The sequence below is a fragment of the Enterobacter sp. MGH120 genome, from assembly GCF_001037725.1.
Taxonomy (GTDB): Bacteria; Pseudomonadota; Gammaproteobacteria; order Enterobacterales; family Enterobacteriaceae; genus Enterobacter; species Enterobacter hormaechei_C.
The window spans coordinates 2,442,217-2,464,807 of the sequence record NZ_KQ089940.1 but is presented as its reverse complement, the minus strand read 5'-3'; the positions used below and the strand labels follow the sequence as shown (position 1 = coordinate 2,464,807).

The 22,591-nt window shown below is 55.4% G+C and carries 24 protein-coding genes; 10 read left to right on the top strand and 14 right to left on the bottom strand.

The features are described from left to right. Position 1 precedes the first annotated feature (1 nt). Together SK54_RS11590 and nasR are read right to left on the bottom strand one after the other, a co-directional pair. On the bottom strand, positions 2 to 1,249 hold the full coding sequence (locus SK54_RS11590) for a CmpA/NrtA family ABC transporter substrate-binding protein (RefSeq protein ID WP_032648522.1): 1,248 nt from the start codon (positions 1,247 to 1,249) through the stop codon (positions 2 to 4). 227 nt (positions 1,250 to 1,476) lie between these two features. Then, positions 1,477 to 2,649 carry a nitrate regulatory protein NasR gene (nasR, locus tag SK54_RS11585; RefSeq protein WP_045348620.1) on the bottom strand — a complete coding sequence of 391 codons (1,173 nt, stop codon included), beginning with the start codon at positions 2,647 to 2,649 and terminating at the stop codon, positions 1,477 to 1,479. Positions 2,650 to 2,722: 73 nt separating this feature from the next. On the opposite strand from nasR, the gene SK54_RS11580 reads away from it, so the two are divergent. The 3 genes from SK54_RS11580 (at position 2,723) to SK54_RS11570 (ending at position 5,401) form a co-directional block, all read left to right on the top strand. Next, positions 2,723 to 3,076 carry a DsrE/DsrF/TusD sulfur relay family protein gene (locus SK54_RS11580; RefSeq protein ID WP_015570354.1) on the top strand — a complete coding sequence of 118 codons (354 nt, stop codon included), beginning with the start codon at positions 2,723 to 2,725 and terminating at the stop codon, positions 3,074 to 3,076. A gap of 106 nt (positions 3,077 to 3,182) precedes the next feature. Next, positions 3,183 to 4,967: a methyl-accepting chemotaxis protein gene (locus SK54_RS11575; protein ID WP_048247218.1), complete on the top strand. Its 1,785-nt coding sequence runs from the start codon at positions 3,183 to 3,185 to the stop codon at positions 4,965 to 4,967. A gap of 194 nt (positions 4,968 to 5,161) precedes the next feature. Continuing rightward, positions 5,162 to 5,401, top strand: coding sequence for a hypothetical protein (locus SK54_RS11570; RefSeq protein WP_015570352.1), 240 nt, complete (start codon positions 5,162 to 5,164; stop codon positions 5,399 to 5,401). Between the two features lie 30 nt (positions 5,402 to 5,431). Here the strand turns inward: SK54_RS11570 and SK54_RS11565 are convergent, their stop codons facing one another. Both SK54_RS11565 and chaB read right to left on the bottom strand, forming a co-directional pair. Continuing rightward, positions 5,432 to 6,127 carry a gamma-glutamylcyclotransferase gene (locus tag SK54_RS11565; protein WP_017384255.1) on the bottom strand — a complete coding sequence of 232 codons (696 nt, stop codon included), beginning with the start codon at positions 6,125 to 6,127 and terminating at the stop codon, positions 5,432 to 5,434. Positions 6,128 to 6,304: 177 nt separating this feature from the next. Further along, complete coding sequence (chaB, locus tag SK54_RS11560) at positions 6,305 to 6,535, bottom strand: putative cation transport regulator ChaB (RefSeq protein ID WP_003856674.1); 231 nt, start codon at positions 6,533 to 6,535, stop codon at positions 6,305 to 6,307. A 268-nt stretch (positions 6,536 to 6,803) separates the two neighbouring features. On the opposite strand from chaB, the gene chaA reads away from it, so the two are divergent. Then, the gene (gene chaA, locus SK54_RS11555) at positions 6,804 to 7,904 is read left to right on the top strand and encodes a sodium-potassium/proton antiporter ChaA (protein ID WP_003856672.1); all 1,101 of its coding nucleotides are present in this window, start codon (positions 6,804 to 6,806) and stop codon (positions 7,902 to 7,904) included. A 115-nt stretch (positions 7,905 to 8,019) separates the two neighbouring features. Here chaA and kdsA read toward each other — a convergent pair whose 3' ends face one another. The 6 genes from kdsA to hemA are packed head-to-tail and all read right to left on the bottom strand — an operon-like array spanning position 8,020 to position 13,323. Next, entirely contained in the window at positions 8,020 to 8,874 is an 855-nt protein-coding gene (gene kdsA / locus SK54_RS11550) for a 3-deoxy-8-phosphooctulonate synthase (RefSeq protein WP_003856671.1), read from the bottom strand. A 36-nt stretch (positions 8,875 to 8,910) separates the two neighbouring features. After that, the gene (sirB1, locus tag SK54_RS11545; protein WP_006810913.1) at positions 8,911 to 9,720 is read right to left on the bottom strand and encodes an invasion regulator SirB1; all 810 of its coding nucleotides are present in this window, start codon (positions 9,718 to 9,720) and stop codon (positions 8,911 to 8,913) included. Positions 9,721 to 9,723: 3 nt separating this feature from the next. Beyond that, entirely contained in the window at positions 9,724 to 10,116 is a 393-nt protein-coding gene (gene sirB2, locus SK54_RS11540; protein ID WP_023296762.1) for an invasion regulator SirB2, read from the bottom strand. After that, a complete protein-coding gene (prmC, locus tag SK54_RS11535) occupies positions 10,113 to 10,943 on the bottom strand; it encodes a peptide chain release factor N(5)-glutamine methyltransferase (RefSeq protein WP_045329996.1) in 831 nt (276 codons plus the stop codon). The genes sirB2 and prmC overlap by 4 nt, the downstream gene beginning before the upstream one ends. Next, the gene (gene prfA, locus SK54_RS11530) at positions 10,943 to 12,025 is read right to left on the bottom strand and encodes a peptide chain release factor 1 (protein WP_003856667.1); all 1,083 of its coding nucleotides are present in this window, start codon (positions 12,023 to 12,025) and stop codon (positions 10,943 to 10,945) included. The genes prmC and prfA overlap by 1 nt, the downstream gene beginning before the upstream one ends. 41 nt (positions 12,026 to 12,066) lie before the next feature. Next, on the bottom strand, positions 12,067 to 13,323 hold the full coding sequence (gene hemA, locus SK54_RS11525; protein ID WP_023296765.1) for a glutamyl-tRNA reductase: 1,257 nt from the start codon (positions 13,321 to 13,323) through the stop codon (positions 12,067 to 12,069). Between the two features lie 201 nt (positions 13,324 to 13,524). On the opposite strand from hemA, the gene lolB reads away from it, so the two are divergent. From lolB to dauA, 4 genes are all read left to right on the top strand, one after another. Beyond that, the gene (gene lolB, locus SK54_RS11520) at positions 13,525 to 14,136 is read left to right on the top strand and encodes a lipoprotein insertase outer membrane protein LolB (RefSeq protein WP_003856665.1); all 612 of its coding nucleotides are present in this window, start codon (positions 13,525 to 13,527) and stop codon (positions 14,134 to 14,136) included. Next, positions 14,133 to 15,002: a 4-(cytidine 5'-diphospho)-2-C-methyl-D-erythritol kinase gene (ispE, locus tag SK54_RS11515; RefSeq protein ID WP_045911246.1), complete on the top strand. Its 870-nt coding sequence runs from the start codon at positions 14,133 to 14,135 to the stop codon at positions 15,000 to 15,002. The genes lolB and ispE overlap by 4 nt, the downstream gene beginning before the upstream one ends. Before the next feature lie 125 nt (positions 15,003 to 15,127). Beyond that, positions 15,128 to 16,075 (top strand): ribose-phosphate diphosphokinase, encoded by a 948-nt coding sequence (gene prs, locus SK54_RS11510; protein WP_003856663.1) that lies wholly within the window; start codon positions 15,128 to 15,130, stop codon positions 16,073 to 16,075. A 124-nt stretch (positions 16,076 to 16,199) separates the two neighbouring features. Further along, the gene (gene dauA, locus SK54_RS11505) at positions 16,200 to 17,879 is read left to right on the top strand and encodes a C4-dicarboxylic acid transporter DauA (protein WP_048247217.1); all 1,680 of its coding nucleotides are present in this window, start codon (positions 16,200 to 16,202) and stop codon (positions 17,877 to 17,879) included. Here dauA and SK54_RS11500 read toward each other — a convergent pair. Next, positions 17,865 to 18,923 (bottom strand): MerR family transcriptional regulator, encoded by a 1,059-nt coding sequence (locus SK54_RS11500; protein ID WP_048247215.1) that lies wholly within the window; start codon positions 18,921 to 18,923, stop codon positions 17,865 to 17,867. The two genes, dauA and SK54_RS11500, sit on opposite strands and share 15 nt — an antisense overlap. Before the next feature lie 119 nt (positions 18,924 to 19,042). Further along, on the bottom strand, positions 19,043 to 19,318 hold the full coding sequence (gene ychH / locus SK54_RS11495; protein WP_003856655.1) for a stress-induced protein YchH: 276 nt from the start codon (positions 19,316 to 19,318) through the stop codon (positions 19,043 to 19,045). A gap of 274 nt (positions 19,319 to 19,592) precedes the next feature. Between ychH and pth the strand changes: the two genes are divergently transcribed. Next, a complete protein-coding gene (pth, locus tag SK54_RS11490; RefSeq protein ID WP_006810922.1) occupies positions 19,593 to 20,177 on the top strand; it encodes an aminoacyl-tRNA hydrolase in 585 nt (194 codons plus the stop codon). Between the two features lie 126 nt (positions 20,178 to 20,303). Continuing rightward, positions 20,304 to 21,398, top strand: coding sequence for a redox-regulated ATPase YchF (gene ychF, locus SK54_RS11485; RefSeq protein WP_010432886.1), 1,095 nt, complete (start codon positions 20,304 to 20,306; stop codon positions 21,396 to 21,398). Positions 21,399 to 21,455: 57 nt separating this feature from the next. Here ychF and SK54_RS11480 read toward each other — a convergent pair whose 3' ends face one another. Continuing rightward, on the bottom strand, positions 21,456 to 21,929 hold the full coding sequence (locus SK54_RS11480; protein ID WP_017384271.1) for a hypothetical protein: 474 nt from the start codon (positions 21,927 to 21,929) through the stop codon (positions 21,456 to 21,458). 172 nt (positions 21,930 to 22,101) lie between these two features. Further along, entirely contained in the window at positions 22,102 to 22,584 is a 483-nt protein-coding gene (locus tag SK54_RS11475) for an SMI1/KNR4 family protein (RefSeq protein ID WP_017384273.1), read from the bottom strand. Between the last annotated feature and the right edge of the window lie 7 nt (positions 22,585 to 22,591).

Below are 22,591 nucleotides of genomic sequence, written 5' to 3'. Positions count from 1 at the left end.
CTCAGGCCCCTTTACGGTGAATGGCGAAGCGGTTGGCGTACCCTTCCGGATCGGTGCCGTTCCAGACGGTGCCGTCCATCAGGGTGCTGCTGCGATACGGTGATGACGGTGTGGACATGCCGCCCACGGCAGTCGCGGCATCCTGCCAGACCGCGGTCTGGTTAATGCGCTGTGCAATGCCCGCGTAATCCGGCGCGGCGTTGAGCAAGCCCCAGCGGCGGAACTGGGTTAAGAACCACATCCCGTCTGAGAGATACGGGTAGCTCACGGCACCCTCGTTGAAGAAACGGATCGGGTGCGCATCCTGCCAGCGCTGACCGACCCCGTTGTCGTACTCGCCAAGCATACGTCCGGTGAGATACTGTTCCTTGCAGTTGAGCCAGGCGCGGCGCGAGAGGATCTGCGCGGTTTCGCGTTTGTTTTCCGCTGACGCCTCGATCCAGCGCGTGGCTTCCATCACGGCGCTCACCAGCGCCCGTGCGGTGTGCGGATTTTTCGCCACCCAGTCGCGTCGGGTGCCGAGGATCTTTTCCGGGTGATCGGCCCAGATGGACTGCGACGTGGCGGCGGTAAACCCGATGCGGTCGTTAATCGCCCGCGCGTTCCACGGCTCGCCAACGCAAAACCCGACCATGTTGCCAATGCGCATGTTCATCACCATCTGCGGCGGCGGCACCACCACGGTGCGCACGTCGTCAAACGGGTTAATCCCCGCGCTGGCCAGCCAGTAGTAGAGCCACATGGCGTGCGTTCCCGTCGGGAAGGTATGCGCGAAGGTGTAGGTTCCCGGCGCCTGCTGCGCAATCAGCTTTTTCAGCCCGTCGAGGTCACGAACGCCCTTCTCCGCCAGATCGCTGGAGAGCGTAATGGCCTGACCGTTCTGGTTGAGGGTCATCAGGTTCGCCATCTGCTGCGGCTTGCCCGCGATACCCAGCTCCAGACCGTACAGCAGGCCGTAAAGAATATGCGCAGCGTCCAGCTCGCCCGCCACCAGCTTGTCGCGCACCGCCGCCCAGCTCGCCTCTTTGGTAGGTACAATGGTAATGCCGTGTTTTTTATCGAACCCTTTCAGGGCCGCGATAACCACGGGCGCGCAGTCGGTCAGGGGGATAAACCCGATACGCACGGTATCCTGCTCCGGCTTATCTGACCCCGCCGCCCATGCGGCCTGCATGACACCCGGCAACAGCATCGCACCACTCGCCAGCATGCTGGCCTGCAATAACCGCCGTCTCGACAAATCCGCCATAATTGCTCCTGAAAAAAGGCAAAAAAAAGCGCCCGACGGTGCTGAAGCACCGCTGGACGCCTTTATCCCGAAGACGCATGCACCGCCGTTGGCGCATCGTCGAAAATGGTTAATCTGTTAATGCAAAGGTAATGCCAGCTTTTCATCCCTGGCGTTACGGGGTTTCTGCAAGAAGAGCGCTGTATTACGCACCTCAATCAGGCATAAATTGCCCACTGACTGTGCAACTACTCCCCAGGGGGTATCTTCCACAGATTTTTCACCGTAAGCAGCGCACGGGCGATATCTACCATGCGTTGGTTTTTATCCATCGCCATTTTGCGCAGGGCGGTCCACGCCTGCTCCTCGCTCATGTTCTGGTGCGTCATCAGCACGCTTTTGGCTTTGTCGATGGTCTTACGCTCCTCCAGCGTGTCGCGCAGGGAAGCAAGCTGACGGGAGAGTTGCTCAATTTCACGCGCCTGCTGGCGCACCAGCGGCAGCAGCGGTTTATCCGGAAATCGCGCCAGGATATCGTCGTGTTCATCGTCTGCGTGCAGGTTTTCGCTATAGCGGCGTTCCTCAACTGCCGTCATTAGATCGGCAATTGCCACCTCCTCCAGCGTGCGCAGGTGCTCAAGGCGCGCGGTTTGCAGGGCAAACCATTTGAGGGCGGTATCGCCGTTATCTGCCGGAGGCTGGCGGGTGCACGCTTCACGCCTGAGTTTTTCAGTCTCCAGACCCGGCTGGCAGTTGAGGATAAACGTCTCCTGCACGTCTGGAGTGCAATGGGAGATAAAAACCTCAAAGCAGGCCTGCTGGCCATCAATGCGATCCACCAGCCGCTGGCGGGTTTCATCGTCAAAGAATCCCTGGGTAAAACCAATAGCCCCCAGCGCCCGCTCTTGTCCCACAAGTTCTTTGCCCTGCATCAGGCTGTAAAGGGCCACAAATCGGCCCGCGATGTGCGGATCGTCAATGCTGTCGCTGAGTTGGGGTACGATACTGAGCAAATGACGCAGTATGCGGCTGTAATGTTCCATCGCCTGCGGCGCGGTGACGCATTGACCTTTAACGCCATCACGCAGCGCCGTTAGCGTCTCAAGGCCGTGCAGTGCGCTGGCAATACGTTCGCACAGGGCGCTGCCCGGCAGCGGTTCGTTAAACTGAAGGTGCAATGCGGCGAGGTTTTCATCCACCAGGGCCCTGCTGGCCTTGCATTCAGGCGCGTACAATTTGCCCTGCGAGCAGAGCCAGACATTTGACGCACCGCGCTCGCACTGTAGCATATGCACCAGTCGACTGATGCCGTTCACCAGTGCGCCCAGCTGCGCCAGTCTGCCGAGCTGTTCCTCGCGCAACATTCTCGCACGCTGGAACCATTCGGTTGCGCCAGGGGAACTGCCAGCCACTATCGTCATCGTTTCTCTCCCCGATACGTATTCTTCGGTACGAGAAGCAATATTCGTGCCTTTTCAAAGAACAGGAGTCAACATGCAGAAGATTGTGATCGTCGCCAACGGTGCGGCCTACGGCAGTGAATCCCTTTTTAACAGCCTGCGCCTGGCAATCGCGCTGCGCGATAAGGAGAGTGAGCTGGAGCTGCGCCTCTTTTTGATGTCCGACGCCGTCACGGCCGGGCTGAAGGGGCAAAAACCCGCAGAGGGCTACAACATTCAACAAATGCTGGAGATCCTGACCGCGCAAAACGTTCCGGTCAAACTGTGCAAAACCTGTACCGACGGGCGCGGCATTACCGGGCTGCCGCTGATTGATGGCGTGGAAATTGGTACGCTGGTGGAGCTGGCTGAATGGACGCTTTCCGCCGATAAAGTATTAACTTTTTAATAATAACCCGCTAAAAATATTATTTTCTTATGTACGCGGTTTCAGCATCAAGTTTACCTGCACCGTTGCCGATAGGCATGGAAACAACACAGCAGGTATTACACTTATGTTCAGATCCATTCGCGCCCGCATCATTGCCGCGACGACAGGCTGTCTGGTCGTCGCCCTTCTTCTTAATACCATTATTAACTTTCAGGTCACGCGCCAGGATAATCAGCAGTCGCAGCGCGATATTCTGACCAGCACCAGCGCCAGCCACAACATGGCGATTGCCGACTGGGTGAACAACAAAATGACCGTCATCACCTCGGCGCAGCCAGTCGCGCTCAGCGACGATCCGGTTCCGGTGTTTAAACAGCTTGCGCTGGCGGGTGGATTCACCAACGTCTACGTGGGTTATGCCAGCAAAACGGCTAAATTTTCTGACCCAACCGGGGTACCCGCTGATTACGATCCCACCCTTCGCCCGTGGTATCAGCAGGCCGTCAGCGCTGATGGCCCGGTAGTGACTGCACCCTATGTGGACGCGGGCACCGGGAAACTGGTGGTGACGTTCGCGGTACCGGTTAAAGAGCAAGGTGCCCTGAAAGCGGTGGTGGCGGGCGATGTGGCAATGGACAGCGTGGTAGCTAACGTGCGCGGTATTCACCCGACCCCGGCCAGCAGCGGACTGCTTCTGGACAGCAACGGCACCGTTATTGCCGGCAGCGATCCTGCGCTGACGCTTAAGCCTTTTACGGAGACGATCAAAGGGACCGATTTTGCCGCCCTGAAAAGCGGCAACCTGATTGACGGAACGTTTAACGGACGCGAAAAAACGTTCCTGGCCACCGCCGTACCGGGGACGCACTGGCTGCTGGTTGTGGCGCTCGATAACAGCGATGCCACCGCCGGGATGCGGTCATTGCTGAAAGCATCTGCACTATCTCTGGCGATCCTTGCCCTGCTGAGCGGAGCCCTCATGCACCTCCTGATTGCCCGCCTGCTTAAGCGGCTGTCCGGTATCCGTGACGCGATGAACAGCATTGCCAACGGTACTAACGATCTGTCGCAGCGTCTGCCGGATAAGGGGGGCGATGAAGTGGCGCAAATTGCGCAGGCGTTTAACGCCTTCAGCGATAAGCTTTCTGTGGTGATGGTCCAGCTGCGTGATGCCAGCGCCTCAGTGAAAAACGCCGCGCATGAGATTGCGGCAGGTAATCAGGATCTTTCCGGGCGTACCGAGCAGGCGGCATCAAGCCTTCGCGAAACCGCCAGCGCCGTGGAAGAGATCACGGCCTCCGTTACGCAGTCAAACGAGTCGGCAGCAGAAGCGAACGAACAGGCGAGCAAGGCCTCTGCCGCCGCATCCCGCGGCGGCGACGTCGTCGCTCAGGCCATCAGCACCATGCAGTCCATCGAACTGGCTTCCGCGAAAATCGGCGATATCACCAGCGTCATTGACGGCATCGCCTTCCAGACCAATATTCTGGCGCTTAACGCCTCGGTGGAAGCGGCGCGTGCCGGGGAGCAAGGCCGTGGGTTCGCGGTCGTTGCGGGGGAAGTACGTAACCTGGCCAGCCGCAGTGCTCAGGCGGCGAAGGAGATCAAATCCCTTATTGATTCCACCACCGAAAGCGTTGCAACCGGCTCCCGGTTTGTGCACCTTGCGGGCGACAGCATGGATGAGATCCGCGCCAGCGTCGGGAGCGTGTCAGGCATTATGCGTGAAATATCCATTGCCACCCGCGAGCAGATGAAAGGGATCCATGAGATTAACCACGCGGTGACTCACCTGGATCGCATGGTGCAGCAGAACGCCGAACTTGTTGTACAGTCTGCTGCGGCGGCCAGCGCGCTGCAAAGCCAGGCAGGCGACCTTGCTGAGACCGCTGGCCATTTCCGCATATAATTTTTCCCGGGCGCGCGTTAAGCAGGGTAAACGCGCGTCCGCTGAAAGGTTTCAGGGATTTTGTCATTTTTGTTTAATCGTTGCGCCATTTTTTGATCGAAATCAGCATCCCACCCCTGCCCCTTTGGTGTTATGCAATGAGTAAATTGTGAACAACATCACGCTCGGGATGGGCAAAAACGACGGGGTATAAAATGGCACGAGTTAAAACGAGTCTGAAACTGTTTGGCGGGGATACGGTAGTGGTGCGTTGCTCAGAGCGTTGCCGCATCCATCTGATGAGTACAAAAGGACAGAAGCAATCGCAGGCAGATATCCTTACCGTCCAGGACGATAAGGCCTGGCTGACGGTGCCTTACACCGGCACCTGGGATGTGCTGATCGACAGCCACAGCCAGTCGCTCGAACATTCCGTAAGTTACGTGGCGGCATAACCGTAAACGCCCGGTCAGCCGGGCGTATTATCAGGCAAAACCCGGCCGCAGCGTATTGCTGAGCGGGTTCCCTTCCAGCAGCGCTTTCACCTTCACCACCAGCTCACTCAGACAGTCGTCCTGCATACCGAGACGCGTCAGCTCCTGATCGAGCGAGAAAAGGTACTGGGCGTTAGTGCCCAGCGGTCCGCTGGCGGCGGCAATCAGCGGGGCAATCACCTGGGTTCGGGTATCGGCTTCATACAGCGGGTGGCGCGGATCCATAATGAACACCAGCGCGTTGACGGTGCGCCCGTCATCCAGTTCCAGCTTGCACCAGCTGGGCATATAGCAGCCCGTGATCATCTCGCGCTTCCACAGCAGCGTCAGCTCATCTTCCAGCGTGGTATCCGGCAGCCGGTATGCCACGCCCGTGGTGCGCCCGCCCTCTTTTAGTGCAAGCATGCGGCCAGGCTGACAGGCGCTGCCACGTCCGGCGGTCAGGCGCAAACAAAAGGCGCGGTGCCACCCTGGCAGCGTTCCGGTTGCTGATTCAACAAATTCGAGCGCCGGGTTCCACATCAGCGAGCCGTAACCAAAGATCCAGACCGGGCCATCATCCGGGCGGCAGGCCAGCGTTGCCGCAAGCGACGCCGCACGTTGTTCAGCCGACCACAGAAGCGATTCCTCAATAGCACCAAATGCCGTCTTACAATCTGCCTTCATCAAGAAATCACGCGTTAACACATTCCACCTCCGCCACTGCATGCTTCCTTGCGACATCTGTAATTCGCCTTCCCGGCATTCTGTGCTGTTCATTTTAACAGCAGTTGAGCAACGATAAGCAATTCGCGGGCCAGATGCAATACAGCGGCAGGTCAACCGCCTGAAATGTCAAAATGGAGGCAGCGTGTTATTTGGCGGCTATTTCTTTTTGTGCCATTTATCATCGTCCCCTTTCTCATAGTCATTTTTCACGGCGGCCCAGGCCACCTTATGCGCCGTCTCTTCACGGCTGGCATCGTCCCGGCGATCTTCTTTATCTTTGTACTGATCCCAGGCGCTGTTAAAGGCTTCTTTGTAGATATCCTGGGCGTGGGCAGGCAATACGTTTTGCACGTTATCCGGTAATTCGCTTTTCGATTTGTATGGCATCGTTAACCTCTCTTTTGGCTAAAAGATAAGTGTGGACGACGATACGCGAGGGTGCCACTCGACAGAAAGAAATGAACAATATAAAAATGTAATTCATTGTTATTAAACTAATATTTAACAGAGATAAGGCATTATAAGCCTCAGACATAAAAATTATAATAAAGGGTAAAATTAAGTAAAAAATACAGGGTATTTAACAGATTTCTGTTAATTTAATACCTTTAAAATCTATCTATAATTACAAGCACCTGCATTGTTGGAGAAACACATGACAGCAACACACGAGGCGGTAAAAACCCGCCACAAGGAGACCTCTCTCATTTTCCCGGTTCTGGCACTGGCTGTGCTGCTCTTCTGGGGAAGCAGTCAGTCATTGCCAGTGGTTGTGGGGATCAATATTCTGGCTCTGGTGGGTATTTTAACCAGTGCATTTAGCGTGGTACGCCATGCGGATGTGTTAGCCCACCGTCTTGGAGAGCCGTATGGGTCATTAATTTTAAGCCTTTCGGTTGTGATTCTTGAAGTCAGTTTAATTTCCGCATTAATGGCCACCGGCGACGCCGCGCCAACGCTAATGCGCGATACGCTCTACTCCATCATTATGATTGTTACCGGCGGCCTGGTCGGTTTTTCACTTTTATTAGGTGGTCGCAAATTTGCCACCCAGTACATGAACCTCTTTGGCATTAAACAGTACCTGATCGCCCTGTTCCCGCTGGCGATTATTGTGCTGGTATTTCCGATGGCGCTGCCGGGTGCAAATTTCACCACCGGCCAGGCGCTGCTGGTGGCGCTGATTTCCGCGGCGATGTACGGCGTGTTCCTGCTGATCCAGACCAAAACGCACCAGAGCCTGTTTGTTTACGAGCATGAAGACGACGGCGACGACGATGACCCGCATCACGGTAAGCCGTCGGCCCACAGCAGCGCGTGGCATACGGTTTGGCTGATCGTGCATCTGATTGCCGTTATTGCGGTCACCAAGATGAATGCGAACCCGCTGGAGGCGCTGTTAACTGAACTGAACGCGCCGGTCGCCTTTACCGGTTTCCTGGTGGCCCTGTTGATCCTGTCGCCAGAAGGTCTGGGAGCGCTGAAAGCGGTGCTCAATAATCAGGTGCAGCGGGCGATGAATCTGTTCTTCGGCTCCGTTCTGGCGACCATCTCTCTTACCGTTCCGGTGGTGACGCTGATTGCCTTTATGACGGGGAATGAATTGCAGTTTGCGCTGGGTGCGCCGGAGATGATTGTGATGGTGGCATCCTTGCTGCTGTGCCAGATTTCCTTCTCCACCGGCCGCACCAATGTGCTGAACGGCGCGGCGCATATGGCGCTGTTTATTGCGTATCTGATGACGATATTTGCGTAGCCTTTTTGCCCAGCGGCGCTTCGCTTGCAGGGCCTACGGGTTTTGTAGGCCGGGTAAGCGCAGCGCCACCCGGCAATATGCCCCATAAAAAAACCCGCCGAAGCGGTTTTTTTTATTAGTTGCTGGTATCCAGCTCGTCGAAGCTCTTCACCAGATCGTCAATCGCTTTGATCTGTTTCAGGAACGGCTCCAGCTTATCCAGCGGCAGCGCGGATGGACCGTCGCATTTCGCGTTAGCCGGATCCGGGTGCGCTTCAATGAACAGACCCGCCAGGCCGGTTGCCATACCGGCGCGCGCCAGTTCGGTCACCTGCGCACGACGCCCGCCAGACGCGGCGCCAAACGGGTCGCGGCATTGCAGGGAGTGGGTCACGTCGAAAATCACCGGGGACTGGTTAGAGACGTTCTTCATCACGCTGAAGCCCAGCATATCCACAACCAGGTTGTCATAACCGAAGTTTGAACCACGGTCGCAGAGGATCACCTGGTCGTTACCGCCTTCGATAAACTTGTCGACGATGTTACCCATCTGGCCAGGGCTCACGAACTGCGGTTTTTTCACGTTAATCACGGCACCGGTTTTCGCCATCGCTTCTACCAGGTCAGTCTGGCGAGCAAGGAACGCCGGAAGCTGAATCACGTCTACCACATCAGCCACGGGCTGTGCCTGAGACGCTTCGTGCACGTCGGTGATCACTTTCACGCCAAACGTCTGTTTCAGCTCCTGGAAAATCTTCATCCCCTCTTCCAGGCCCGGGCCACGGTAGGAGTGAATGGAGGAGCGGTTGGCTTTGTCAAAAGAGGCTTTAAACACGTACGGGATGCCCAGCTTTTGGGTCACGGTCACGTAGTGTTCGCAGATGCGCATAGCGAGATCGCGGGATTCCAGAACGTTCATACCGCCAAACAGCACGAACGGCAGATCGTTTGCCACGTTGATATCACCAATGCTAACCACTTTTTGTTTCATAGGATCGCCTTATTCAGGTGTGAATCGGAATTAAGATTAATGCAGTGTAATGTGTTTATGCGCGATCGCGTTAATCTGCGCGCGGATCATCTCGCTGATCGGGTCTTCCGGACATTGCTCGACGAAATAATTCAAATCATTCAGCGCCACGTGCTCGCAGTCGAGCTGCGCATAAATCAGGCCGCGGTCGCGGATTTCGTACGGATCTTCCGGATTGAACTGCAACAGCACTTCGCTTGCGCGCAGAGCCAGCTCCATCTGACGCTCTTCCATCAGCGCAGACTTCAGCGTATCCAGGAGCTTGCGGATCACTTCGGCGTTATCGGCTTCATCGAGATCTTCATTGAACAGCTCAGCTATCGGGCTGATGTTGCCTTTCAGCCAGACGTCCAGCGTATGCTCATCCAGCGTGTCGCCGTTAAACGGATTGATTAACCACATCTCACCGTCCAGCCACTCCGCCCGCAAAATCATCTGCGTCGGGAAAATGACCGGCACCAGTGGAATATCCAGCTCGTGCGCAACCCACAGTAAAATGGCGCCCAACGCGACGGCACTGCCCTGACGATTTTTCAACACCTGGTCCAGCCACAGTGCGTCAGACAGGCGGTACACGCCTCGCGTGTCGCAGAAACCCCATTCGCCGTAGAAAAGCTCAATCAGCTTCTCTAATTGCCAGTCCTGCGGACGTGCCTGATTGATCTCTTCGCGCGCCAGGCTGACCAGATTCTCCAGTTCAGCGTAAACGTACTGTGACGTAAAATCGTCGCGGATCATCTCTGAAATCAGGATCATACCATCGCAGAGCGGCACTTTGTTAAATTCGAAATCGGCTAAGGACCTCATGACTTACCCCAGTAACGGTATTCTTGTGGTGGCGAGTTTAATGATGATGTACAGCACCACCAGACCCAGCAAAAAGGCGATAAACCCTGTCTGCTGGCTGCGCGGACGATGACGCCCAAGCGCGATAAAACCCAAAACGATGTAGATGATAACGCCAAACAGCTTTTCAGTCAGCCATGCGCCTTTATCAGTAAATGGCAGATAGCCGGTTTTCCACATTAACCCGGCTCCGGAAAGGAACAGCACCGTGTCGATACAGTGCGGGGCGATGCGTACCCAGCGGGCGTTAATCAGCGGATTGTTGCTGTAGCGCCACCAGTAGCGGGCAATGAAAAAGCCAATGGTCAGGGCAACGGAAATCAGATGAACGGAGATCAGCAGCGTAAACAGGCTCATGACCACTGCCCCAGCGTCAGACGTTCATTGCCGCCGTAATCCCGGCAGGTTTCCACGGCAGCGTATCCGGCACGCGTAAACAGCGCTCGCACCGCCTCTCCCTGCGTCCAGCCATGTTCCACCAGCAGCCAGCCACCGGGAAGCAAATGTTGTCGTGACGTTGTCACAATGTGATCGAGATCCGCAAGTCCCTGATTCGCAGCGACCAGCGCGGTCAACGGTTCAAAACGCACGTCGCCCTGCGCGAGATGCGGATCGTCTTCGTCGATGTAGGGCGGATTGCTGACAATCATTTCGAACACACGGCTTTCAAGCGCGGCAAACCAGCTGCTTTGCAGAACGGAAACATTGTTCAGCCCCAGCCGTTCAACGTTGCGCCGCGCGAGGGCGACCGCATCAGGCATCACGTCTACCGCCGTCACGGTGCAGTCCGGTCGCTCGCTGGCAAGCGCCAGCGCAATCGCGCCGGTGCCAGTACCGAGATCGAGGATCTGACACGGCTGCGCCGGTAACCGCGCCAGCGCCTGCTCCACCAGACACTCGGTGTCCGGGCGCGGGATCAGCGTGGCCGCTGAAACGTACAGCGGAAGTGACCAGAACTCGCGCTCGCCAACCAGATGCGCCACCGGCTCGCCGGTTTTACGGCGGGCAAGCAGTGCCTCCAGCTGCGATTGCTGTTCAGCGGTCAGCGCGGTTTCGCCGAAAGCCAGGAGATATGTGCGGGCTTTACCCGTCACATGCTCAAGCAGAATTTCGGCGTCGCGCTTCGGGCTTTCACTTGCAGAAAGCTCACTGGCGGCATGGCGTAACCAGCGCTGAAAATCCATTAATCCTGCTCGGACAGTGCCGCCAGCTGGTCGGCCTGGTATTCCTGCACGATAGGCTCAATCAGCATATCGAGCTTGCCTTCCATCGCCTCATCCAGACGGTAGAGCGTCAGGTTGATGCGATGGTCGGTTACGCGACCCTGCGGGAAGTTATAGGTACGGTTACGGTCGCTACGATCGCCGCTGCCCAGCAGGTTACGGCGGGTAGAGGCTTCCGCCTGCTGGCGTTTCGCCATTTCCGCCGCGTGGATACGGGCGCCCAGCACGGATAACGCTTTAGCTTTGTTCTTGTGCTGGGAACGTTCATCCTGACACTCAACCACAATCCCGGTGGGCAGGTGAGTAATACGGATAGCGGAGTCGGTGGTGTTAACGTGCTGACCACCTGCCCCTGATGAGCGGAAGGTGTCGATGCGCAGATCTGCCGGGTTGATATCCGGCAGTTCCGCTTCCGGCAGCTCCGGCATCACCGCCACCGTACAGGCTGACGTATGAATGCGTCCCTGAGATTCTGTCGCAGGCACGCGCTGCACGCGGTGACCGCCGGATTCAAACTTGAGACGACCGTACACGCCGTCGCCGCTGATCTTGGCGATAACCTCTTTGTAGCCGCCATGCTCGCCTTCGTTGGCGCTCATGATCTCCACGCGCCAGCGACGGGATTCGGCATACCGGCTGTACATACGGAACAGATCCCCGGCGAACAGCGCCGCTTCGTCGCCACCGGTACCGGCGCGGACTTCCACAAAGGCGTTACGCTCATCATCCGGATCTTTCGGCAGCAGAAGCACCTGAAGCTGCTGCTCCATCTCTTCTGAACGCGCTTTCGCATCCTGTAACTCTTCCTGCGCCATCTCGCGCATCTCAGGATCGTCGAGCATCATCTGCGCGGTTTCGATATCTTCCTGGACCTGTCGCCAGTCGGTAAAGCATTTTGAAACATCACTTAACTGCGCGTATTCACGCGACAGCGCGCGAAAACGTTCCTGGTCGGCAATGGTCCCGGCATCACCGAGCAGCGCCTGGACTTCTTCATGGCGCTCGTGCAGAGCTTCCAGTTTAGCGACGATAGAAGGCTTCATAGGCGTAAATGCACCTTGTCTTAGAAAATGGGTATAGGGCGCTATTCCAGCCCGAGGCTGTTGCGCAGAATAGTCAGGCGTTCATCGTCCCCGTCACGGGCAGCCTGCTGAAGAGATTTGGTTGGGGCATGGATCAGGCGGTTGGTCAGTTTCCAGGCCAGATCCTGCATAATCGCCTGCGCGTCGCCGCCCTGTTCAAGGGCCGCTAACGCTTTGGCCGTCAGGTCATCACGCACCTGCTCCGCCTGACCGCGGTATTCGCGGATGGTCTCGCTGACGCTTTGTGCGCGCAGCCAGGCCATAAATTCGCTGGTTTCCTGTTCAACGATGGTTTCCGCCTGCACAGCCGCCGCCTTACGCTGGGCAAGGTTGTGCGAAATGATGCTTTGCAGGTCATCCACGCTGTACAGGTAGGCGTTCGCCAGTTTGCCCACTTCCGGTTCGACATCACGCGGAACGGCGATATCCACCAGCAGCATCGGCTGATTGCGGCGGGATTTCAGCGCACGCTCGACCATCCCTTTCCCGATAATCGGCAGCGGGCTGGCGGTAGAACTGATAATAATGTCCGCCTCTTTCAGACGTTCATCGATGTCGCTCAGCGCAATCACCTCAGCGCCCACTTCATCTGCCAGCACCTGCGCACGTTCGCGGGTGCGGTTGGCGATGATCATCTTCTTCACCTTGTGTTCGCGAAGATGGCGCGCCACCAGCTCGATGGTTTCGCCCGCTCCCACCAGCATTACGGTGACGGTCGACAGGGATTCAAAAATTTGACGGGCAAGGGTACAGGCCGCGAAAGCAACCGAAACCGCACTGGCGCCAATGTCGGTTTCGGTTCGCACACGCTTCGCCACGGAGAATGACTTCTGGAACATTCGTTCCAGTTCGCTGGCTTTCAGATGCCCTTTCTGGGAATCCGCGAAGGCTTTTTTCACCTGCCCAAGAATCTGCGGCTCGCCCAGCACCAGCGAATCCAGACCGCTGGCCACGCGCATCAGATGGCTGACCGCATCGTTATCCTGATGCCAGTACAGGCTGTTGCGCAGCTCTTCTTCGTTGAGGTTGTGGTAGTCACACAGCCAGCGGATCAGCGCCTCGTGCAGGTTGTCCTGCTCTTCTACGCTCAAATACAGCTCGGTACGGTTGCACGTCGACAGCACCACGCCACCCTGCACCATCGGCTGTGCAAGCAGGCTGTCCAGCGCCAGGTCGAGCGTATCCGGCGAAAACGTAACGCGTTCTCGCAGTGAAACCGGGGCCGTTTTGTGGTTAATACCGAGTGCTAATAGGGTCATGTTGAGCGGGAGTAGTACCAGCGTTAATAAGGTTAGCAGGACGCATCATACAGGATGCGCGAGATCAATAAAAGAGACTGCCCCCTTTCGGAGTAATAGCTTACGCCACGCTTTGAGATAATTTGAACGTAGACGGTGGCACCCTTCAACGCTAGCATTAACAGTTATAACTGCAACGTATCTCAAGGATTTGTCATCATTATGACCCGAATGATTCGCCTGCTGCCTCTGGCGGCCCTGGTTCTGACCGCCTGTTCCGTTCATCAGCCGAAAGGCCCGGGCAAAAGCCCTGACTCACCGCAGTGGCGTCAGCACCAGCAGGACGTGCTGAAATTAAGCCAGTACCAGACCCGCGGTGCATTTGCTTATCTCTCTGACGAACAAAAAGTTTACGCTCGCTTCTTCTGGCAGCAAACGGGTCAGGACAACTATCGCCTGCTGCTGCTGAACCCGCTGGGCAGCACCGAGCTGGAGCTTAACGCGAAGCCTGGCGAAGCGCAGATCACCGATAACAAAGGCCAGCACTACACGGCAACCGACGCCGAAGAGATGATTGGCAAGCTGACCGGAATGCCGATTCCGCTCAATAGTCTGCGCCAGTGGATCCTCGGCCTGCCGGGTGACGCAACCGACTATACGCTCGACGATCAATACCGTCTGAGCCAGGTGAACTACACCCAGGGCGGTAAAACCTGGAAAGTGGTGTACAGCGCGTATGACAGCAAGACGCAACCGTCGCTGCCGTCCAATATGGAGCTGACGCAGGGTAGCCAGCGTATCAAGCTGAAAATGGACAACTGGATCGTTAAATGATGACCCACTGGCCCTCTCCCGCAAAACTGAACCTGTTTCTCTACATTACCGGGCAGCGCGCTGACGGCTATCACACCCTGCAAACGCTGTTTCAGTTTGTCGATTACGGCGACACCATCTCCATCGAACCACGTCAGGACGGGCAGATTTGCCTGCTGACGCCGGTCGACGGCGTGGCGCATGACGATAACCTGATCGTGCGCGCTGCCCGCCTGCTAATGAAAACGGCGTCGACGTCGGGTCGTCTGCCGGCGGGAAGCGGTGCGGATATCCGTATCGACAAACGCCTGCCGATGGGCGGCGGTCTTGGCGGCGGCTCATCAAACGCCGCGACTGTACTGGTGGCGCTTAACCACCTCTGGGGCAGCGGTCTGACGACGGACGAACTGGCAGCGTTAGGGTTGACGCTGGGCGCCGATGTACCGGTGTTTGTGCGCGGCCACGCGGCGTTCGCTGAAGGTGTCGGTGAAATCCTCACGCCGGTCGATCCGCCGGAAAAATGGTATCTGATCGTTCACCCCGGCGTGAGCATTCCTACCCCGGTCATCTTTAAAGATCCTGACCTGAAAAGAAATACCCCGGCACGGTCAATAAAAACGTTATTAAATTGTGAATTCAGCAACGATTGCGAGGATATCGCAAGAAAACGTTTTCGCGAGGTTGATGCGGTGCTTTCCTGGCTGTTAGAATACGCGCCGTCGCGCCTGACCGGTACAGGGGCCTGTGTCTTTGCTGAATTTGACACCGAAACCGCCGCCCGTCAGGTGCTTGAGCAAGCGCCGGTTTGGCTGCATGGTTTTGTAGCACGCGGGATGAACACCTCCCCCCTACAGCAGGCCATTCTGGCGCAGACTGAGTTTCGGTGACAACGTCACCCTGTTCCAGACGTTGCATCGCGCTCTTTAATACACCGCCTGGATAGCGTTTGCTTAGGCCCCGCAGTTTGCGGCGAACGCTATCCACCACTGGACGCATGCCTGAGGTTCTTCTCGTGCCTGATATGAAGCTTTTTGCTGGTAACGCCACCCCGGAACTAGCACAACGTATTGCCAACCGCCTGTACACTTCCCTCGGCGACGCCGCTGTAGGTCGCTTTAGCGACGGCGAAGTCAGCGTACAAATTAACGAAAATGTACGCGGTGGTGATATTTTCATCATCCAGTCCACCTGTGCTCCAACGAATGACAACCTGATGGAATTGGTTGTTATGGTCGACGCGCTGCGTCGTGCTTCTGCTGGCCGTATCACTGCTGTTATTCCTTACTTTGGCTATGCACGTCAGGACCGTCGCGTCCGTTCCGCGCGTGTGCCAATCACCGCTAAAGTTGTCGCTGACTTCCTGTCCAGCGTCGGCGTTGACCGCGTACTGACGGTTGACCTGCACGCAGAGCAGATCCAGGGCTTCTTCGACGTGCCGGTTGATAACGTATTCGGCAGCCCAATCCTGCTGGAAGACATGCTGCAACTGAATCTGGACAACCCGATTGTGGTTTCTCCGGACATCGGCGGCGTGGTACGTGCTCGTGCTATCGCGAAGCTGCTGAACGATACCGACATGGCGATCATCGACAAACGCCGTCCGCGCGCTAACGTTTCTCAGGTGATGCACATCATCGGTGACGTGGCTGGCCGCGACTGCGTGTTGGTGGACGACATGATCGATACCGGCGGTACGCTGTGTAAAGCCGCTGAAGCGCTGAAAGAGCGTGGTGCGAAACGCGTATTCGCTTACGCCACTCACCCGATCTTCTCCGGCAATGCGGTAAACAACCTCCGTAACTCCGTCATTGACGAAGTTGTGGTCTGCGATACTATTCCACTGAGCGACGAGATCAAAGCGCTGCCAAACGTGCGTACGTTGACTCTGTCCGGGATGCTGGCCGAAGCGATTCGTCGTATCAGCAACGAAGAATCGATCTCTGCAATGTTCGAACACTGATCGAACACGGCCAAAAAACCCGCTACGGCGGGTTTTTTTGTTTATAGTATTTATTTGTATGACTTATGCCTCCTTCACCTGCCATTCACATGACAGATGATGCGCACACGGATGATAGATAATTGTGAAAAACGTAACCTCCTCACATGTTCTGCCCTTTCGCGCCCTCATCGACGCCTGCTGGAAAGAGAAATACACATCGTCACGCTTTGTTCGTGACCTGATAGCCGGGATCACCGTCGGGATTATTGCCATCCCGCTGGCGATGGCGCTGGCGATTGGTAGCGGCGTCGCGCCGCAGTACGGGCTGTACACCTCGGCCGTTGCGGGGATTGTGATTGCGCTGACGGGCGGGTCCCGCTTCAGCGTCTCCGGCCCGACTGCCGCCTTTGTGGTGATCCTCTACCCGGTTTCCCAACAGTTTGGTCTGGCAGGCCTGCTGGTTGCCACCCTGATGTCCGGCATCTTTTTAATTCTGTTTGGTCTGGCCCGCTTTGGTCGCCTGATTGAATATATTCCCCTTTCCGTAACGCTGGGGTTCACCTCGGGGATTGGGATTACCATCGGGACCATGCAGATTAAGGATTTCCTCGGCCTGCAAATGGCCCATGTTCCGGAGCACTATTTACAGAAAGTGGGCGCGCTGTTTATGGCGTTGCCGACGGCCAACCTGGGCGATGCAGCCATTGGCATCGTTACCCTCGGCACACTTATCGTCTGGCCTCGCTTAGGCATTCGTCTCCCGGGGCATCTGCCCGCTCTGCTGCTGGGCTGCGCGGTGATGGGCGTTGTCAACCTGCTCGGTGGACAGGTCGCCACCATTGGCTCCCAGTTCCACTATGTTCTGGCGGACGGCTCACAGGGCAGCGGCATTCCGCAGCTGCTGCCACAGCTGGTTCTGCCGTGGGACATGCCGGGCTCAAGCTTCACCCTAAGCTGGGATTCCCTTCGCGCTCTGCTGCCTGCCGCGTTCTCCATGGCAATGTTGGGAGCGATTGAATCCCTGCTCTGCGCCGTCGTGCTCGACGGCATGACCGGCACTAAGCACAAAGCCAACAGCGAGCTGGTCGGCCAGGGCTTAGGGAACATCGTTGCACCGTTCTTCGGCGGTATTACCGCTACGGCTGCGATTGCCCGTTCCGCCGCGAACGTACGTGCGGGCGCGACATCACCGGTTTCGGCGGTCATTCACTCCCTGCTGGTGATCATGGCGCTGCTGATCCTTGCCCCGCTGCTTTCATGGCTTCCGCTCTCGGCCATGGCTGCGCTGCTGCTGATGGTGGCATGGAACATGAGTGAGGCGCATAAGGTGGTTAACCTGCTGCGCCGTGCGCCGAAAGACGACATTATCGTGATGCTGATCTGCATGTCGTTGACCGTACTGTTCGATATGGTTATCGCCATCAGCGTCGGCATTGTGCTGGCCTCGCTGCTGTTTATGCGCCGCATCGCGCAGATGACGCGTCTCTCCCCGGTTAACGTTGAGATGCCTGACGATGTGCTGGTGCTGCGCGTGATTGGCCCGCTGTTCTTCGCCGCGGCGGAAGGTCTGTTCAGCGATCTGGAATCCCGCATCGTGGGCAAACGGATTGTGGTGCTGAAATGGGATGCCGTCCCGGTGCTGGATGCCGGCGGTCTGGATGCCTTCCAGCGCTTTGTTGCCCGCCTGCCGGAAGGCTGCGAGCTGCGGATAAGTAACCTTGAATTCCAGCCCCTGCGCACCATGGCGCGCGCGGGCGTGCAGCCGATCCCTGGCCGATTGTCCTTCTACCCTAACCGTGAAGCTGCGTTAGCGGATCTGTGAGTCATCTGATGCAGAGACGCGTCTTTGCATCATCACCCCGATCGCCTGCTGGAGCCATTCAAGCACGGCAGGCGTCATCCACGTGCCTTTCATCAGATGCGGCTCCTGCTGCATGGCGAGGCGAAATTTTTGCTGGGTCTGCGGGTTTGTTCCCGCATAGGACTGGAATAAAACCAGCCAGTTTTCTGCCAGCTTTTGCGCATCGTCAGAAGCGGGACTGAGATTATCCCGCTGCGCCTGATGCAGCTTCGCCACCAGCGGCGGCCACTCCATCATCCGGTCAAAGTAGTGCGCCCGGGTAAAGGCCATCTCTTCGGCAGTGAGATATTTCTCCCAGATGCTGAGCTTTGATTCGGCAAACGCCCGCGTGATGTAATCAGTTATCTCCGGCGTAATGCCGGTTTGCTCCTGCATCTGCGGCTCCACGCTGTGCATCTCGTTCAGACGGGTCAAAAATTCCGGTTTGCCTGCGGTATCCTGCTCCAGGCGTCCCATCCACCGTGAAGCCAAATCGCTCGCCCGCGCGTCCGTGACGCTGACGTTCTGTTCCAGCAAGTGTTTAACCTCCGTCACCAGACCCGACCAGATATCCGCCAGCGCCTCTTTCTCTACCGCAAACGGCAGTTGCTGCAACTCTTCTTTGCTAAACCAGCGATCGTACATATTCATTAACTCCAGAGTCTGTAGCCAGGATTCCAGATCCGGCGTCGCATCGTCGGTCAGCCCGGTACGCAATTCCACCAGCCGGTTGCGCAGCGTATGGATGCTACGCAGTTGCTTGTCCAGCAGAGTGATTTGCCCGTCGAGTAATTCGGCTAATGACAGCGAACGCTGTTCCAGAAAATCCCTGATTTCGGCAAGCTCCAGTCCGGCTTTTGCCAGCGCCTGGATCATATGCAGACGCTGCACATCCGCCAGGTTATAAAGCCGGTAGCCTGCCGCGCTTCTGGCAGAAGGTAACAACAGCCCTGTTTGCTCGTAGTGATGCAAAGTCCGCACGGTGATCCCGGCACGTTTCGCCAGTTCACCCACCTGTATCAACATAACGGCTCCTTTTGTTCTGCCAGTGTCGTTACTCTGAAGCCTTACGTTACGTGAGGGTCAATGCGTCATGCAAAAAAAACGACTTCAGATGAAGTCGTTTCGGTGTTCTTTATGGGGCACTAGCTATGCTTGCGCTGGTCGCGGCGGCATCGTTTATCGTAATGGCGCACCCACCAGTATTTATCGCAGACTTCCTCATGTCCGCTCACGCGCGCCCCGGCGAGCCACAATACCGCACCAAGGAAGATACTCAGCACCGCGCCATGCGCAAAGTATTGTGGGAGGTCAAGCTGCGGTAATTGGTTTAAGATTGAATAACCGACACCGGCGACCATCACGAACAGTCCCAACCCCATTAGCACGTTACCGAGCATTGAAGCGTTTTTGCGTTTCATATGTCACCTCCGGAACTTTGGGTTGTCAGGGGAAAAGCCCCTTCTCCTTGTGTGTAAAGTATAGACAACGCCTCTTATATGAGTTGCGTGAATGATCACATTTACTGATCACTCCCGGACAAAAATTTACAAATAAGACATTGAACAGCTTGAAATTCTAATTGTTCAAAGAGGAAATTATTCGCATTTCGGTGTACAGCAGGCAGAACTTTGTCAAGCGGCGCGCCAGACAGTAAACTACGCGCCAGATCTGGAACCCATTAGGAAGTAAATCGTGACGATTAAACTGATTGTCGGCCTCGCCAATCCGGGCGCAGAGTATGCCGCTACCCGCCATAACGCCGGTGCCTGGTATGTTGATCTGCTGGCGGAGCGTTTGCGCGCTCCCCTGCGTGAAGAACCCAAGTTTTACGGGTATACCTCACGCATCAATCTTGCGGGTGCTGACGTGCGGTTGCTGGTGCCAACCACCTTTATGAACCTGAGCGGCAAAGCCGTGGCGGCCATGGCAACGTTTTATCGCATCAATCCGGATGAGATCCTGGTGGCCCACGACGAACTGGACCTGCCGCCAGGCGTGGCGAAGTTCAAACTGGGCGGCGGTCATGGCGGCCATAATGGTCTGAAAGACATCATCAGCAAACTGGGTAATAACCCTAATTTCCACCGTTTGCGCGTGGGAATCGGCCATCCGGGCGATAAAAACAAAGTTGTTGGTTTCGTATTGGGTAAACCCCCGGTTTCTGAGCAGAAGTTGATTGACGAAGCGGTGGACGAAGCGGCCCGCTGCACCGAGATTTGGCTTCAGGACGGCCTGACGAAAGCCACCAATCGACTGCACGCTTTCAAAGCGCAATAAACGGCGCCCTGGGGCTTTTTTACCGCGCGTCGCGCGGGTTACGTGTATAATAGGCGTAGTTATTTACTTTTCTTCAATCGGTTATCGTTAACGGATTGATTATCAAGATATTAAGGTGATTTAGAAATGGGATTCAAATGCGGTATCGTCGGTCTGCCAAACGTGGGCAAATCCACCCTGTTCAACGCGCTCACCAAAGCAGGTATTGAAGCGGCGAACTTCCCGTTCTGTACCATCGAGCCGAACACCGGTGTTGTTCCTATGCCCGATCCGCGTCTGGACCAGCTCGCGGAAATCGTGAAGCCACAGCGCATTCTGCCAACTACCATGGAGTTCGTGGACATCGCGGGCCTGGTAAAAGGCGCATCCAAAGGTGAAGGCCTGGGCAACCAGTTCCTGACCAACATCCGTGAAACCGAAGCGATCGGCCACGTTGTACGCTGCTTCGAGAACGACAACATTATCCACGTTAACAATAAAGTGGATCCAGCTGACGACATCGACGTCATCAACACCGAGCTGGCCCTCTCTGACCTCGACACCTGCGAGCGCGCCATTCACCGCGTGCAGAAGAAAGCCAAAGGCGGCGACAAAGACGCGAAAGCGGAACTGGCTGCGCTGGAAAAATGTCTGCCACAGCTGGAAAACGCGGGCATGCTGCGCGCGCTGAAAAACCTGACTGAAGAAGACAAAGCGGCGATCAAATACCTGAGCTTCCTGACCCTGAAGCCAACCATGTACATCGCCAACGTTAACGAAGACGGTTTCGAGAACAACCCGTATCTGGACAAAGTGCGTGAAATCGCTGCGGCTGAAGGCTCTGTAGTGGTAGCGGTTTGCGCTGCCGTTGAATCCGACATCGCTGAGCTGGACGACGCCGACCGCGAAGAGTTCATGGCCGAGCTGGGTCTGGAAGAGCCGGGCCTGAACCGCGTGATCCGCGCGGGCTATGAGCTGCTGAACCTGCAAACCTACTTCACCGCTGGCGTAAAAGAAGTGCGTGCGTGGACCATCCCTGTGGGTGCGACCGCGCCTCAGGCGGCTGGTAAGATCCACACCGACTTCGAGAAAGGCTTTATTCGTGCGCAGACTATCGCGTTTGAAGACTTCATCACCTACAAGGGTGAGCAAGGCGCGAAAGAAGCAGGCAAGATGCGTGCGGAAGGGAAAGATTACATCGTTAAAGATGGCGACGTGATGAACTTCTTGTTTAACGTTTGATTTGTTTTGAATGAAAAAAATCCACGCTTTGGCGTGGATTTTTTTTCGCGTGTCCTATCAATAGATAACTAGTTTGCCCGCTGGCCAAGTACCTGACCATCCACAGGGCATATGCCCAGCTTCATAAACATTAATTAAGCCTTCAAAAGCGAATGGCTCATGTAGTAAAGAACTATACGCATCTTCAAGCAAGTAATTCACAAGGTCCCATTTTAAGTTCTCAGTCATTGATCCTTTCTCAGACTCTGGGAAGATTATTTTTGGGATAATATCATTCTCCACAACTTTCTTAGCTTCTTTGACCAAAGAGTTCCAATATTGATATTTGTTAGTGTGTTTTTTTGCGAGATAGCCCGTTATTTCATAACCAGCCTCCAAGGTGGCACTTTCCCATTCATCGCTATTCAAGCCTTTTATAAATAAGCTAAGGGACTGAGCCTGGATAACACCAGGGAGTGTCGTTGCTACACCAAGATTAACAAACCAATTAATATTATTTAACCTATGTATTGCTAACTGGGATATCTTCATTTTTTAACCTGATTTATTCTACATGGGATTCTAGCTGCTTTCATACCACCAAGCCTGTCATGCTGTTTTATAATAAAACCCTATGATTTGTGTCACAGAGCTTTATTAAAAATATGAATATCAAAACAACAGCAATCGAAGTAAATAAATCGATTAAATTTTTAAATATTCTTTAAGAAAGATCTTCTTCTGCTACTAATCCATTAACAAAATTGGCAAATGAATTTGTCAGATATCTTTGAAGTTTTATGTGATTCTCTTGCATAGTCAAATCCTCATCAAAAGAATCTGTAGCAAAATATACTATTGAGTAATTGTCTAAATCTAGACAGAAGAAATTCCCTCCCCAATCATTTGCGAAAGGAAGCAGGTTTTTAGGAATCACTTCCCTATCCAACATGCTGATATAACAACCGTCGATTAAAGATCTAGGGTCATTATTTGTCTGACTATTATAAACAAACGGTTTAAACCCTGCCACCTCTACTGGCTCAAAATCTTCATCACCGTCCCACCAACTTTTCTCAGGAGTGCCACCATTAAATTGCAGATAATGTGAAACGAAATCATCCGGAAGAGTAATAGATAATTTCTCTTCCGTTTTAGTAATATCTGCACGTCCAATCTTTTTTTCACAGTTACTGAAATGGTTCATAGGTTAT